The sequence below is a fragment of the Pseudomonas sp. CCOS 191 genome, from assembly GCF_001007005.1.
In the GTDB taxonomy this organism is placed as follows: Bacteria; Pseudomonadota; Gammaproteobacteria; order Pseudomonadales; family Pseudomonadaceae; genus Aquipseudomonas; species Aquipseudomonas soli.
The window spans coordinates 1,085,365-1,099,950 of sequence record NZ_LN847264.1 but is presented as its reverse complement, the minus strand read 5'-3'; the positions used below and the strand labels follow the sequence as shown (position 1 = coordinate 1,099,950).

Here is a 14,586-nt window from a genome sequence, read left to right as displayed (position 1 = left end):
GGAATCACCATGACCATCAACCTCGGCACCGCCAACGAATTCATCGCCCGCCACATCGGCCCACGCGCCGCTGACGAGCAGGCCATGCTCACGACCCTGGGCTTCGACTCGCTGGACGCGATGACCGCCGCCGTCATCCCCGACAGCATCAAGGGCACCAGCGTGCTCGGCAGCCACGACGGGCAGAGCGAGGCCGATGCCCTCGCCGCCTTGAAAGCCATCGCCGGCAAGAACCAGCTGTTCAAGAGCTACATCGGCCAGGGCTACTACAACACCCACACCCCGGCGCCGATCCTGCGCAACCTGCTGGAAAACCCGGCCTGGTACACCGCCTACACCCCGTACCAGCCGGAGATTTCCCAGGGCCGCCTGGAAGCGCTGCTGAACTTCCAGACCCTGATCAGCGACCTCACCGGCCTGCCGATCGCCAACGCCTCCCTGCTCGACGAGGCCACCGCCGCCGCAGAAGCCATGACCTTCTGCAAGCGCCTGTCGAAGAACAAGGCCAGCCATGCCTTCTTCGCCTCCGTGCACTGCCACCCGCAGACCCTCGACGTGCTGCGCACCCGCGCCGAACCGCTGGGCATCGAGGTGGTGGTGGGCGACGAGCGCGAACTGGGCGACGTCAGCGCCTTCTTTGGCGCCCTGCTGCAGTACCCGGCCAGCAACGGTGACGTGTTCGACTACCGCGAGGTGGTGCAGCGCTTCCACGGCGCAGGCGCCCTGGTGGCCGTGGCCGCCGACCTGCTGGCCCTGACCCTGCTCACCCCGCCGGGCGAGTTCGACGCCGACGTGGCCATCGGCAGCGCCCAGCGCTTCGGCGTGCCGCTGGGCTTCGGTGGCCCGCACGCGGCCTACTTCGCCACCCGCGACGCCTTCAAGCGCGACATGCCGGGCCGTCTGGTCGGGGTATCGATCGACCGCTTCGGCAAGCCGGCCCTGCGCCTGGCCATGCAGACCCGCGAGCAGCACATCCGCCGCGAGAAGGCCACCAGCAACATCTGCACCGCCCAGGTACTGCTGGCCAACATCGCCAGCATGTACGCCGTGTACCACGGCCCTGCCGGCCTCAAGCGCATTGCCGAGCGCACCCATGCGCTGACCGCGATCCTCGCTACCGGCCTGACCAAGCTGGGCACCAAGGTCGTCACCGGCGATTTCTTCGACACCCTGACCCTGGCCACCGGTGCCAGCACCAGCGCGCTGCACGACAAGGCCCGCGCCCAGGGCATCAACCTGCGTCAGGTCGACGCCGCCCAGCTGGGCCTGTCGCTGGACGAAACCAGCACCCAGGCCGATGTCGAGGCCCTGTGGCAGCTGTTCGCCGACGGCCAGGCCAGCCCTGACTTCACCGCCCTGGCCAACACGGTCGCCGTGCGCCTGCCGGCCGGCCTGCTGCGCCAGTCGGCGATCCTCGAGCACCCGGTGTTCAACCGCTACCACAGCGAAACCGAGCTGATGCGCTACCTGCGCCGCCTGGCCGACAAGGACCTGGCCCTGGATCGCACCATGATCCCGCTGGGCTCGTGCACCATGAAGCTCAACGCCGCCAGCGAAATGATCCCGGTGACCTGGGCCGAGTTCGGCAACCTGCACCCGTTCGCCCCGGCCGCGCAAAGCCAGGGCTACCTGCAGATGACCAGCGAGCTGGAAGCCATGCTCTGCGCCGCCACCGGCTATGACGCCGTGTCGCTGCAGCCCAACGCCGGTTCCCAGGGCGAATACGCCGGCCTGCTGGCGATCCGCGCCTACCACCGCAGCCGTGGCGACAGCCACCGTGACATCTGCCTGATCCCGTCCTCGGCCCACGGCACCAACCCGGCCACCGCGCACATGGCCGGCATGCGCGTGGTGGTGACCGCCTGCGACGCGCGCGGCAACGTCGATATCGACGACCTGCGCGCCAAGGCCATCGAGCACCGCGAGCGCCTGGCGGCGATCATGATCACCTACCCGTCGACCCACGGCGTGTTCGAGGAAGCCATCGGCGAGATCTGCGCGATCATCCACGACAACGGCGGCCAGGTGTACATCGACGGCGCCAACATGAACGCCATGGTCGGCCTGTGCGCCCCGGGAAAATTCGGCGGCGACGTCTCGCACCTGAACCTGCACAAGACCTTCTGCATCCCCCACGGCGGCGGCGGCCCGGGCGTCGGCCCGATCGGCGTCAAGGCGCACCTGGCGCCATTCCTGCCGGGCCATGCCCAGCTGGAGAACACCCAGGGCGCGGTATGCGCCGCACCGTTCGGCAGTGCCAGCATCCTGCCGATCACCTGGATGTACATTCGCATGATGGGTGGCGCGGGCCTCAAGCGCGCCTCGCAGATGGCGATCCTCAACGCCAACTACATCGCCCGTCGCCTGGAAGAGCACTATCCTGTGCTGTACACCGGCGGCAACGGCTTGGTGGCGCACGAGTGCATCCTCGACCTGCGCCCACTCAAGGACACCAGCGGCATCAGCGTCGACGACGTCGCCAAGCGCCTGATCGACTTCGGCTTCCACGCCCCGACCATGTCCTTCCCGGTGGCCGGCACGCTGATGATCGAACCGACCGAAAGCGAGTCGAAAGAGGAACTGGATCGCTTCTGCAACGCCATGATCCAGATCCGCGAAGAGATTCGCGCGGTCGAGAACGGCAGCCTGGACAAGGACGACAACCCGCTGAAGAACGCCCCGCACACCGCGGCGGAACTGGCCGGCGAATGGGCTCACGGCTACAGCCGCGAGCAGGCGGTGTACCCGCTGCCGAGCCTGGTGGAAGGCAAGTACTGGCCACCGGTCGGCCGGGTCGACAACGTGTTCGGCGACCGCAACCTGGTGTGCGCCTGCCCGTCCATCGAGAGCTACCAGGACGTCTGATCGGGTGGGGCCGCTGCGCGCCCCATCGCCGGCAAGCCGGCTCCCACAGGTTCAGCGCTAAGCTGTGGGAGCCGGCTTGCCGGCGATGGGCTGCGTAGCAGCCGCCAATGGGCTTACTGGCCATCATCAGGAGGAAGCAGCATGTCTTTGAGCGTCTTCGACCTGTTCAAGATCGGCATCGGCCCCTCCAGCTCGCACACGGTCGGGCCGATGCGCGCCGCCGCGCGCTTCGCCGAAGGCTTGCGCCGTGATGGCCTGCTGGCCGGCACGGCCACGGTCAAGGCCGAGCTGTACGGCTCGCTCGGCGCCACCGGCAAGGGCCACGGCAGCGACAAGGCCGTGCTGCTTGGCCTGGAAGGCGAGCATCCGGATACCGTCGATACCGAAGCCATCCCCGCCCGCCTGCAAGCCATTCGTGAAAGCGGTCGGCTCAGCCTGCTCGGTGAACACGACATCGACTTCGTCGAAAAACAGCACCTGGCGATGATCCGCAAACCGCTGGCCTACCACCCCAACGGCATGATCTTCCGCGCCTTCGATGCCGCCGGCCTGCAGATCCGTAGCCGCGAGTACTACTCGGTGGGCGGCGGTTTCGTGGTTGACGAGGATGCAGCCGGCCATGACCGCATCGTCGAGGACAGCACCGTGCTGCCCTACCCTTTCAAGACCGGCAAGGAACTGCTCGGCCACTGCACCGCGCAGCACCTGTCGTTCAGCCAGGTGATGCTGGCCAACGAGGCTGCCTGGCGCCCGGAAGCCGAGACCCGTGCCGGCCTGCTGCGCATCTGGCAGGTGATGCAGGACTGCGTCGAGGCCGGTTGCCGGCACGAAGGCATCCTGCCCGGCGGGCTGAAGGTCAAGCGCCGGGCCCCGGCGTTGTACCGCCAGCTCAGCCACCACCCGGAAGCCAGCCTGCGCGATGCGCTGTCGGTGCTCGACTGGGTCAACCTCTACGCCCTGGCGGTGAACGAGGAAAACGCCTACGGCGGACGCGTGGTCACGGCACCGACCAATGGCGCGGCCGGTATTGTCCCCGCGGTGCTGCACTACTACATGCGCTTCGTGCCCGGCGCCAACGAGGACGGGGTGGTGCGCTTCCTGCTCACTGCCGCGGCAATCGGCATTCTCTACAAGGAGAATGCATCGATCTCCGGGGCCGAGGTGGGCTGCCAGGGCGAGGTCGGCGTGGCCTGCTCCATGGCCGCAGGCGCCCTGTGCGAAGTGATGGGCGGTACCCCGCAACAGGTGGAGAACGCCGCCGAGATCGGCATGGAACACAACCTGGGCCTGACCTGCGACCCCATTGGCGGGCTGGTCCAGGTGCCCTGCATCGAGCGCAACGCCATGGGCTCGGTAAAGGCGATCAACGCGGTGCGCATGGCCCTGCGCGGCGACGGGCAGCACTACGTTTCCCTCGACAAGGTCATCCGCACCATGCGCCAGACCGGCGCCGACATGAAAAGCAAATACAAGGAGACCGCCCGCGGCGGTCTGGCCGTCAACATCATCGAATGTTGACCCGAATAAAAACCAAGGAGTCACCGATGTCCGAAACACTGCACAAGACCCCACTGCACGCCCTGCACCTGGAACTGGGCGCGCGCATGGTGCCGTTCGCCGGCTACGACATGCCCGTGCAATATCCCTTGGGCGTGCTCAAGGAGCACCTGCACACCCGCGAGCAGGCCGGCCTGTTCGACGTTTCGCACATGGGCCAGATCATCCTGCGCGGCAACGACGCCGCCAAGGCCCTGGAAACCCTGGTGCCGGTGGACATCATCGACCTGCCGGTGGGCATGCAGCGCTATGCCATGTTCACCAATGCCGAGGGTGGCATCCTCGACGACCTGATGGTCGCCAACCTGGGTGACGACACCCTGTTCCTGGTGGTCAACGCCGCCTGCAAGGACCAGGACCTGGCCCACCTGCGCCAGCACATCGGCAGCCGCTGCGAGATCCAGCCACTGTTCGAGGAACGCGCCCTGCTGGCCCTGCAAGGCCCGGCGGCGGTCAAGGTATTGGAGCGCCTGGCACCTGCGGTGGCGCAGATGACGTTCATGCAGTTCCAGCCCGTTCAACTGCTCGGCGCCGACTGCTATGTCAGCCGCTCGGGCTACACCGGTGAGGACGGTTTCGAGATTTCCGTGCCGGCCGACAAGGCCGAAGCGCTGGCGCGCCGGCTGCTGGCCGAGCCAGAGGTACAGCCAATCGGCCTGGGCGCACGCGACTCACTGCGCCTGGAAGCCGGCCTGTGCCTGTACGGCCACGACATGGACACCACCACCACGCCGATCGAGGCCAGCCTGCTGTGGGCCATCTCCAAGGTGCGCCGCGCCGACGGTGCACGTGCCGGTGGTTTCCCGGGTGCCGACGCTGTGTTTGCCCAGCAACAGGCCGGCGTGGCGCGCAAGCGCGTAGGCCTGCTGCCCCAGGAGCGCACCCCGGTGCGTGAAGGCGCGCAGATCGTCGACGCGGCAGGCAAGGTGGTCGGCGAGGTGTGCAGCGGCGGCTTCGGCCCGACGCTCGGCGCGCCGGTCACAATGGGCTATGTCGATAACGAACACGCGACCCTGGACACTGCGCTGTTTGCAATGGTGCGCGGCAAGCAAGTTGCCATGAAAGTCAGCAAAATGCCTTTCGTGACGCAACGTTACTACCGTGGCTGAATGAGTGGATTGGACGGGTTCGACATATTCGTTTTCGAACCTGTCCAATAACTTCTGAACATAGCGCCAGGCCAGGCGCCACGGCGTTTCCGACAAATCGTTCGGTGATCGGGAAAAGCCTGATTTTCACCCGTCGCGAGGGCTTGTTTTTCGCTCGGCAGTTGGCGTAGAGTCACTGCACTGTGTTTGCATGGGTCGCAACAGTTCGTGACCTGGGCCAGTAGCCGCAATCTGCTACAACCCGTTCGACGTCTCTTACTTTCCTGCAACCCAGCCCAGTAGTCTTTCACTTACAAAAAGTGTGAAAGAAACTGTCATCAATATTTAAGCTTCATAGGAAATAAGACAATGGCTGAGCGTCAGAACGGTACCGTCAAGTGGTTCAATGACGAGAAAGGTTACGGCTTCATCACCCCAGAAAGCGGTCCGGATCTGTTCGTGCACTTCCGCGCCATCCAAGGCAACGGCTTCAAGAGCCTGAAAGAAGGCCAGAAAGTGACCTTCGTGGCCGTCCAGGGCCAGAAAGGCATGCAGGCTGACGAAGTCCAGGCCGAAGGCTGATCTTCCGATAAAAAGCCCCTGTGTTGACGCACAGGGGCTTTTTTGTGCGCGCAATTCCATAGAATGGGCCTTTGCCATCTGGAGCTGTCATGCATGTCCAAGCCATTGCTCAACCCCCAGGGTGATTTCCCGCCGGTCGGCCTGGGCCGTCGCCTGGCCGCGATGTTCTACGACTTCCTGCTGTGCACCGCCCTGCTGATCGTGACTGCCGGCGCCTACAAGATGATCCAGATGGCGATCATCGGCGAGGCGCGCATGCGCGAGCTGACCGAGGCCGGTGCCCTGGACGGCGACCCGCTGCTGTCGACTATCCTGCTGTTCGCCCTGTTCGGCTTCTTCGCCAAGTTCTGGACCCACGGCGGCCAGACCCTCGGCATGCAGGTGTGGGGCATGCGCGTGCAGAACGCCGATGGCAGCGCCATCAGCCTCTGGCAGGCGTTGCTGCGTTTCGTGGTGTCGATCGCGTCGTGGCTGTGTCTGGGGCTGGGTTTCATCTGGTCGTTGTTCGACAAACGTAAACGCAGCTGGCACGACATCTATTCTGAAACCCAACTGGTACGCCTGCCCAAGCGCAAGAAGTGAGCTGCGCGGGCATCAGGCCTGCGAAAAGCACCCGCAAAAAAGCCGACCCAAGGGTCGGCTTCTTTGTGCAGCTCAGGCCATCAACCCGCCCGGCGCATCAACCACAAGCCCGCCAGCGCACAGATGCCGGCCGGGATCACCACCGCCAGCAGCGGCGGGAAGCCGAACACCTGGCTCGATGGGCCCAGCAGTTCCCCGGCGATGCGGAACACGAAGCCCACCAGCACACCGGTGAACACGCGCTGGCCAAGGGTGACCGAACGCAACGGGCCGAAGATGAACGAAATCGCCATCAGCACCAGCGCCGCGGTGACCACTGGCTGCAGGACCTTGGTCCAGAACGCCAGCCAGTAGCGCGCATTGTTCAGCCCTTGGTCGGACAGGTAGTGGATGTAGTCCCACAGCCCGGTGATCGACAGCGACTCCGGTGCCAGCACCACGGTGTTGAGCAGCTCCGGGGTCACCGACACGTCCCACACTTCTTCGGGGCTCTTGACCACTTCGGTGTGATCACCGCGGAAGTAGGTGGTGGCCACGTCGTTGAGCATCCATTTGCCATCGACGTACTGCGCCCGCCGGGCGAAGCTGGAAGTCTGGATCTTGCGCTCGCTGTCGAAGCGGTAGCGGGTCACACCCAGCAGCAGGCCATTGGGCTGCACCGAGTTGATGTGCACGAACTCCTCGCCCTGGCGGTGCCACATGCCGCGCTTGGAGCTTTGCGCCTCGCCACCGCCCTGGGCCAGCGAACGGTCGGCCTGGGCCTTGTTCTCGGTCACCGGGGCCACGTATTCGCCGACCAGCAGGCCGACCAGCATCAGCACCAGCATCGGCTTCATCACCGCCCAGACGATGCGGCCGATGGACACGCCGGCGGCGCGCATGATGGTCAGCTCGCTGCTGCTGGCCAGGCTGCCCAGGCCGATCAGGCAGCCGATCAGCGCCGCCATCGGCAGCATGTCGTAGAGCCGGCGCGGCGCGGTGAGCAGCACGAAGCTGCTGGCGTCCATGACCGTGTAGGTGTCGCTCAGGTCGCCCATCTCATCGATGAAGGCGAACAACGAGGCCAGGCCGAGGATGATGCCCAGCACGGCGAGAATGGCCAGCAGCACGCTCTGGCCGATGTAGCGATCCAGTTTAACCACGGGCCACCTCCGCACGGCGAGCGGCACGCTTGAGACGCAGCGGCTCCCAGTACATCAGCGCCAGGCCGATCAGCAGGAACAGGCCATGGACCCACCAGATACCCAGCGAGATAGGCAACTTGCCCTTCTCCAGGGCGCCACGCACGGAAATCAGCATTGTCAGATAGGCCATGTACAGGAGAATCGCCGGCAGCAGCTTGAGGAAGCGGCCCTGGCGCGGGTTGACGCGCGACAGCGGCACCGCCAGCAAGGTGACCACGAACACCAGCAGCGGCAGCGACAGGCGCCATTGCAGCTCGGCGCGCTCACGCAGCCCCTGGTGCCCGAACAGGTCGGAGGTCGGGATGGCCTCGCGCTCGGTCACCTCCTCGGCGACCTCAGGCTTTGGCAGCAGCACGCCATAGGTGTCGTACTTGATCGCACGGTAGTCGGCCTGGCCGGGATTGCCGTCGTAGCGGTATCCGTTCTGCAGCACCAGGTAGCGATTGCCGTCGGCCTGCACTTCCTGGTGGCCCTTCTCGGCGACCAGCACCGAAGGCGCGCGGTCCTTGGTCTTGTCCTGGTTGAAGCGCTTCTCGGAGATGAACACGCCCGCCAGGTTGATGCGGTCATCGGACAGCTGCTCGGTGTAGGTCACCCGCGAGCCATCGCGCAGGGTCTGGAAACGGCCCGGCACCAGGGTGTCGAACTCGGTCAGGGTATCCTGCTGGGCGATGATCTTCTGCACCTGGGCAACCCCCAGGGGTGCCAGGCTCAGGCTCAGCCAGGCCACCAGCAGGGCGACCAGTGCCGCCGGCACCATGGTCACGGCCAGCAGGCGCTGCTGGCTCATGCCAGTGGCCGACAGCACGGTCATCTCGCTTTCGAGATACAACCGGCCATAGGCAAGCAGGATACCGAGGAACAGCCCCAGCGGCAGGATCAGTTGCAGGAAGCCCGGCAGGCGGAACCCCATGATCATGAACAGCACGCCCGGATCGAGCATGCCCTGGGCCGCCTGGGCCAGGTACTTGATGAAGCGCCCGCTCATGATGATCACCAGCAGCACGGCGCTGACGGCGCTCAAGGTCACCAGGACCTCGCGGGACAGATAACGAAAGACGATCAAACCAGACACTCCTGGGTTGTCAGGGGCGGACAGCCAAACGAACGATTCGGACAGCCAAGACCAATGCCGGTTCGCCAAGGCGAACCTCCATGTAAAAGTGCGCGCATTATCCTGTGATTGACGGCGCCTGTCACTTGGCCGCGCACCATGGCGCATATCGGGGTTGTCATCGTGGTCGCGGCGGGCTCAAACTGGCAGCTTTTCCGCTGGCAGGCAGCGCCCGTCAGCCGCGTTTTCCGAGCGCCTGCGAAAGACAGCGCCCACTGACAGACAGATCATTCGGGGACCCCAGACATGGAATTGGTTGTAAAAAGCGTAGCCGCTGTATCCGTCAAGACCGCAACCTTGGTCGTACCCGTCGGTGAAGGGCGCAAGCTCGGCGCCACCGCCAAGGCCGTCGACCAGGCCACCGAAGGCGCCATCAGCGCGCTGCTCAAGCGTGGCGACCTGGCCGGCAAGCCGGGCCAGACCCTGCTGCTGCACAGCCTGCCGGGCCTGAAGGCCGAGCGCGTGCTGCTGGTCGGCAGCGGCAAGGACGAAGCCCTCGGCGACCGCGCCTGGCGCAAGCTGGTGGCCAGCGTCGCCGGCGTGCTCAAGGGCCTGGGTGGCGGCGACGCCGTGCTGGCCCTGGACGACATCGCCGTCACCGGCCGCGATGGCCACTACGGCAAGTACCGCCTGCTGGCCGAGACCCTGCTCGACGGCAACTACGTGTTCGACCGCTACAAGAGCCAGAAGGCCGAACCGCGCGCCCTGAAGAAAGTCATCCTGCTCACCGCCAAGGCCGGCCAGGCCGAGGCCGAGCGCGCCGTCAAGCATGCCAGCGCCATCGCCACCGGCATGGCCTTCACCCGCGACCTGGGCAACCTGCCGCCGAACGTCTGCCACCCGAGCTTCCTCGCCGAGCAGGCCAAGGACCTGGGCAAGGCGCACAAGGGCCTCAAGGTCGAGGTGCTGGACGAGAAGAAGATCAAGGACCTGGGCATGGGCGCGTTCTACGCCGTGGGCCAGGGCAGCGACCAGCCACCACGGCTGATCGTGCTCAACTACCAGGGCGGCAAGAAGAACGAAAAACCGTTCGTGCTGGTCGGCAAGGGCATCACCTTCGACACCGGCGGCATCAGCCTCAAGCCCGGCGCCGGCATGGACGAGATGAAGTACGACATGTGCGGCGCCGCCAGCGTGTTCGGCACCCTGCGCGCCGTGCTCGAGCTGCAACTGCCGATCAACCTGGTGTGCCTGCTGGCCTGCGCCGAAAACATGCCGAGCGGCGGCGCCACCCGTCCGGGCGACATCGTCACCACCATGAGCGGGCAGACCGTCGAGATCCTCAACACCGACGCCGAAGGCCGCCTGGTGCTGTGCGACACCCTCACCTACGCCGAACGCTTCAAGCCGCAGGCAGTGATCGACATCGCCACCCTGACCGGCGCCTGCATCGTCGCCCTGGGCAGCCACACCTCCGGCCTGATGGGCAATGACGACGCGCTGGTCGGGCAACTGCTCGACGCCGGCAAGCGCGCCGACGACCGCGCCTGGCAGCTGCCGCTGTTCGATGAGTACCAGGAGCAGCTGGACAGCCCGTTCGCCGACATCGCCAACATCGGCGGCCCGAAGGCCGGCACCATCACCGCCGGCTGCTTCCTGTCGCGCTTCGCCAAGGCCTACCACTGGGCGCACCTGGACATCGCCGGCACCGCCTGGATCAGCGGCGGCAAGGACAAGGGCGCCTCGGGCCGCCCGGTACCGCTGCTCACCCAGTACCTGCTGGACCGCGCCGGCGCCTGATGGCGCGCAGCCGGTGGCGCCCCTGCGCCACCGGCCGGCACTGAACGATCATGAGCAAAGTCGATTTCTACATCCTGCCCAGCGACTCGCTGTCGGTGCGCCTGGATTTCGCCTGCAAGCTGTGCGAAAAGGCCTGGCGCCTCGGCCACCGGGTCTACCTGCACTGCCAGGACGAGGCGCAGCGCAGCGAGCTCGACCTGCGCCTGTGGCAGTTCAAGGGCGAGGCCTTCTTGCCCCACGACCATGCCGAACAGCATCCGGACGCCGTTGTCGCGCTGGGTGTCGGCGCCGATGCTGGCCAACACCGTGACCTGCTGATCAACCTGGGTGGCGAGGTTCCGGCCTTTGTCGGCCAGTTCGAACGGGTCGCCGAAATCGTCGTCGAGGAACCGGCCATCCGCCTGGCCGCTCGCGAGCGATTCCGTTTCTACCGCGAACAGGGCTATGCTCTGCAAGACCACCGCTTACAGCGACTCTGACGACGATGGACAAGCAGCTGAACTCCCTGACCCATTCCGCCCACCTGCTCGACGACCTCGAGTCGATCCGCGAGCTGCTGGGTGACGCCGACCTGCAACCGCCCCTGCTGACCGAAACCGTGGAGCAGATCCCCCTGCTGCTCGACGAGCCGAGCGCCGAAGCGCCCGCCGCCGCAGCGCCTGCACCGACTCCTGCACCTGAAGAGGATGCCCAGACCCGCCGCCAGGACACCCTGCTGCATCTGGACGCCGAACTGCGCGCCGCGGCGCAGTCGATCATGCAGGACGTGATCAACGACTTCACCCCGCACATCGAGACCGAGATCAAGCGCCGCCTCGATGCGCGGCTGGAACGGTTGCTCAAGCGTTCCGAGTAACCCTTCGTCCGCATCGCGGGGCAAGCCCGCTCCCACAAGCGGGCTTGCCCGCTACACCTGTCTTGAAACGCGCAGCTTGGTTATACTTCCCGGCTTTCCCGAATTAATGCCTAAGGGTCCCGCCGCGCATGGATAAGACCTACCAGCCGCACGCCATCGAAACTTCCTGGTACAACACCTGGGAGTCCGAGAACTATTTCGCCCCACAAGGTGCAGGCGAGTCCTACACCATCATGATCCCGCCGCCGAACGTGACCGGCAGCCTGCACATGGGCCACGGCTTCAACAACGCGATCATGGACGCCCTGATCCGTTTCCGCCGCATGCAAGGGCGCGACACCCTGTGGCAGCCGGGCACCGACCACGCCGGTATCGCCACCCAGATGCTGGTCGAGCGCCAGCTCGAGGCCAAGGGCCAGAACCGCCACGACCTGGGCCGTGAGCAGTTCCTGGAGAAGGTCTGGGAGTGGAAGGACCAGTCGGGCGGCAACATCAGCCGCCAGATCCGCCGCCTGGGCTCGTCGGTGGACTGGAGCCGCGAGCGCTTCACCATGGACGACGGCCTCTCCGAGGCAGTCAAGGAAGCCTTCGTGCGCCTGCACGAAGACGGCCTGATCTACCGCGGCAAGCGCCTGGTCAACTGGGATACCAAGCTGCACACGGCAATCTCCGACCTCGAAGTGGAAAACCACGACGAGAAGGGCCACCTGTGGAACCTGCGCTACCCGCTGGCCGACGGCGCCAAGACCGCCGACGGCAAGGATCACCTGGTGGTCGCCACCACCCGTCCGGAAACCCTGCTCGGTGACGTCGCCGTTGCCGTCAACCCGACCGACGAGCGCTACCAGGCCCTGATCGGCAAGTTCGTCAAACTGCCGCTGGTCGGCCGTCTGATCCCGATCGTCGCCGACGACTACTGCGACCCCGAATTCGGCACCGGCTGTGTGAAGATCACCCCGGCCCACGATTTCAACGACTACGAAGTCGGCAAGCGCCACAACCTGCCGCTGCTGAACATCTTCGACAAGAACGCCACCGTGCTGGCCGCGGTGCAGGCGTTCAACCTCGACGGCAGCGTCAACGAGCAGCTCGATACCTCGCTGCCGGCCCAGTACGCCGGCCTCGACCGCTTCGTCGCGCGCAAGCAGATGGTCGCCGACCTGGACGCCCAAGGCCTGCTGGTCAGCATCGACGACCACGCCCTGAAAGTACCGAAAGGCGACCGCTCCGGCACCGTCATCGAGCCATGGCTGACCGACCAGTGGTACGTCTCCACCAAGCCGCTGGCCGAGCCTGCCATCGCCGCCGTCGAAGACGGCCGCATCCAGTTCGTGCCCAAGCAGTACGAGAACATGTACTTCTCGTGGATGCGCGACATCCAGGACTGGTGCATCAGCCGCCAGCTGTGGTGGGGCCACCGCATCCCGGCCTGGTACGACGAGGCCGGCCAGGTCTATGTCGGCCGCGACGAGGCCGAAGTGCGCGCCAAGCACAACCTGGGCAGCGAGGTGAAGCTGCGCCAGGACGACGACGTCCTCGACACCTGGTTCAGCTCGGGCCTGTGGACCTTCTCCACCCTGGGCTGGCCGGAACAGACCGAGTTCCTGAAGAAGTTCCACTCCACCGACGTACTGGTCACCGGCTTTGACATCATCTTCTTCTGGGTCGCCCGGATGATCATGCTGACCATGCACCTGATCAAGAACGAGGACGGCACCCCGCAGGTACCGTTCAAGACCGTCTACGTGCACGGCCTGGTGCGTGATGGCCAGGGGCAGAAGATGTCCAAGTCCAAGGGCAACGTGCTCGACCCGCTGGACATCGTCGACGGCATCACCCTCGACGCCCTGCTGGAAAAACGCACCAGCGGCATGATGCAGCCCAAGCTCGCCGAGAAGATCGCCAAGCAGACCAAGGCCGAGTTCCCCGAAGGCATCGCCAGCTACGGCACCGACGCCCTGCGCTTCACCTTCTGCTCGCTGGCTTCCACCGGTCGTGACATCAAGTTCGACATGGGCCGCGTCGAAGGCTACCGCAACTTCTGCAACAAGATCTGGAACGCCGCCCGCTACGTGCTGGACAAGGGCGAGGACTGCGGCCAAAACGGCGAGGCCTACGAGCTGTCGCTGGCCGACCGCTGGATCATCTCGCAGCTGCAGCGTACCGAAGCCGAGGTGACCCGCCAGCTCGAGCAGTTCCGCTTCGACCTGGCCAGCCAGGCCCTGTACGAGTTCATCTGGAACCAGTACTGCGACTGGTACCTGGAGCTGTCCAAGCCGGTATTGTGGGACGAGAACGCCCCGGTCGAGCGTGCCCGTGGCACCCGCCGCACCCTGGTGCGCGTGCTGGAAGTGGCGCTACGCCTGGCCCACCCGTTCATGCCGTTCATCACCGAAGAGATCTGGCAGCGCATCGCGCCGCTGGCCGGCATCGACGGCAAGACCATCATGCTGCAGCCATGGCCTGAAGCGAACGAAAGCCGCATCGACGCCGCCGCCGAAGGCGACATCGAGTGGCTCAAGGAGCTGATGGTCGGCCTGCGCAACATCCGCGCCGAGATGAACATCGGCCCGGGCAAGCCACTGCCGCTGTTCCTGAAGAACGCCAACGCCGACGACCAGCGTCGCCTGCAGGAAAACGAAGCCCTGCTGAAGAAGCTGGCCAAGGTCGAATCGTTCACCGTGCTCGGCGAGCAGGACGAAGCACCGCTGTCGGCTACCGCCCTGGTGGGTGACCTGCAAGTGCTGGTGCCAATGGCCGGCCTGATCGACAAGGACGCCGAGCTTGCGCGCCTGAGCAAGGAGATCCAGCGCCTGCAGGGTGAAGTCCAGCGCGTCGGCGGCAAGCTGTCCAACGCCGCCTTCGTCGACAAGGCTCCGCCTGCGGTGATCGAGAAGGAACGCGCCAAGCTGGCCGAATCGGAGCAGGCCCTGGCCAACTTCACCGAACAGCATGCGCGGATTGCTGCGCTGTAATTCAAACGTGAAGCCATAGGGGGCTGCTTCGCAGCCCATCGCC

At 65.7% G+C, this 14,586-nt stretch carries 11 protein-coding genes; 9 read left to right on the top strand and 2 right to left on the bottom strand.

All coding sequences use genetic code 11. The features are described 5' to 3' along the window. Positions 1-9 precede the first annotated feature (9 nt). The 5 genes from gcvP (at position 10) to CCOS191_RS05050 (ending at position 6,674) form a co-directional block, all read left to right on the top strand. A complete protein-coding gene (gene gcvP, locus CCOS191_RS05070) occupies positions 10-2,865 on the top strand; it encodes an aminomethyl-transferring glycine dehydrogenase (RefSeq protein ID WP_046854302.1) in 2,856 nt (951 codons plus the stop codon). A 141-nt stretch (positions 2,866-3,006) separates the two neighbouring features. Then, positions 3,007-4,383 carry an L-serine ammonia-lyase gene (locus CCOS191_RS05065; RefSeq protein ID WP_046854301.1) on the top strand — a complete coding sequence of 459 codons (1,377 nt, stop codon included), beginning with the start codon at positions 3,007-3,009 and terminating at the stop codon, positions 4,381-4,383. A 26-nt stretch (positions 4,384-4,409) separates the two neighbouring features. After that, entirely contained in the window at positions 4,410-5,531 is a 1,122-nt protein-coding gene (gene gcvT, locus CCOS191_RS05060; protein ID WP_046854300.1) for a glycine cleavage system aminomethyltransferase GcvT, read from the top strand. A 348-nt stretch (positions 5,532-5,879) separates the two neighbouring features. Next, on the top strand, positions 5,880-6,092 hold the full coding sequence (locus tag CCOS191_RS05055) for a cold-shock protein (RefSeq protein WP_046854299.1): 213 nt from the start codon (positions 5,880-5,882) through the stop codon (positions 6,090-6,092). A 93-nt stretch (positions 6,093-6,185) separates the two neighbouring features. Continuing rightward, the gene (locus CCOS191_RS05050; RefSeq protein WP_046854298.1) at positions 6,186-6,674 is read left to right on the top strand and encodes an RDD family protein; all 489 of its coding nucleotides are present in this window, start codon (positions 6,186-6,188) and stop codon (positions 6,672-6,674) included. Between the two features lie 80 nt (positions 6,675-6,754). On the opposite strand, the gene lptG is transcribed toward CCOS191_RS05050, so the two are convergent. Both lptG and lptF read right to left on the bottom strand, forming a co-directional pair. Next, positions 6,755-7,816, bottom strand: coding sequence for an LPS export ABC transporter permease LptG (gene lptG, locus CCOS191_RS05045; RefSeq protein WP_046854297.1), 1,062 nt, complete (start codon positions 7,814-7,816; stop codon positions 6,755-6,757). Next, a complete protein-coding gene (gene lptF / locus CCOS191_RS05040) occupies positions 7,809-8,924 on the bottom strand; it encodes an LPS export ABC transporter permease LptF (protein ID WP_023632478.1) in 1,116 nt (371 codons plus the stop codon). Before lptF ends, lptG begins: the two co-directional genes overlap by 8 nt. 294 nt (positions 8,925-9,218) lie before the next feature. Between lptF and CCOS191_RS05035 the strand changes: the two genes are divergently transcribed. The 4 genes from CCOS191_RS05035 to CCOS191_RS05020 all read left to right on the top strand — a co-directional run bounded on the left by CCOS191_RS05035 (position 9,219) and on the right by CCOS191_RS05020 (position 14,543). Then, positions 9,219-10,712, top strand: coding sequence for a leucyl aminopeptidase (locus CCOS191_RS05035; RefSeq protein WP_046854296.1), 1,494 nt, complete (start codon positions 9,219-9,221; stop codon positions 10,710-10,712). Between the two features lie 50 nt (positions 10,713-10,762). Next, positions 10,763-11,191 carry a DNA polymerase III subunit chi gene (locus CCOS191_RS05030; protein ID WP_023629112.1) on the top strand — a complete coding sequence of 143 codons (429 nt, stop codon included), beginning with the start codon at positions 10,763-10,765 and terminating at the stop codon, positions 11,189-11,191. Positions 11,192-11,196: 5 nt separating this feature from the next. After that, a complete protein-coding gene (locus tag CCOS191_RS05025; RefSeq protein ID WP_046854295.1) occupies positions 11,197-11,568 on the top strand; it encodes a hypothetical protein in 372 nt (123 codons plus the stop codon). Positions 11,569-11,696: 128 nt separating this feature from the next. Further along, a complete protein-coding gene (locus CCOS191_RS05020) occupies positions 11,697-14,543 on the top strand; it encodes a valine--tRNA ligase (RefSeq protein WP_046854294.1) in 2,847 nt (948 codons plus the stop codon). Positions 14,544-14,586: the final 43 nt, after the last annotated feature.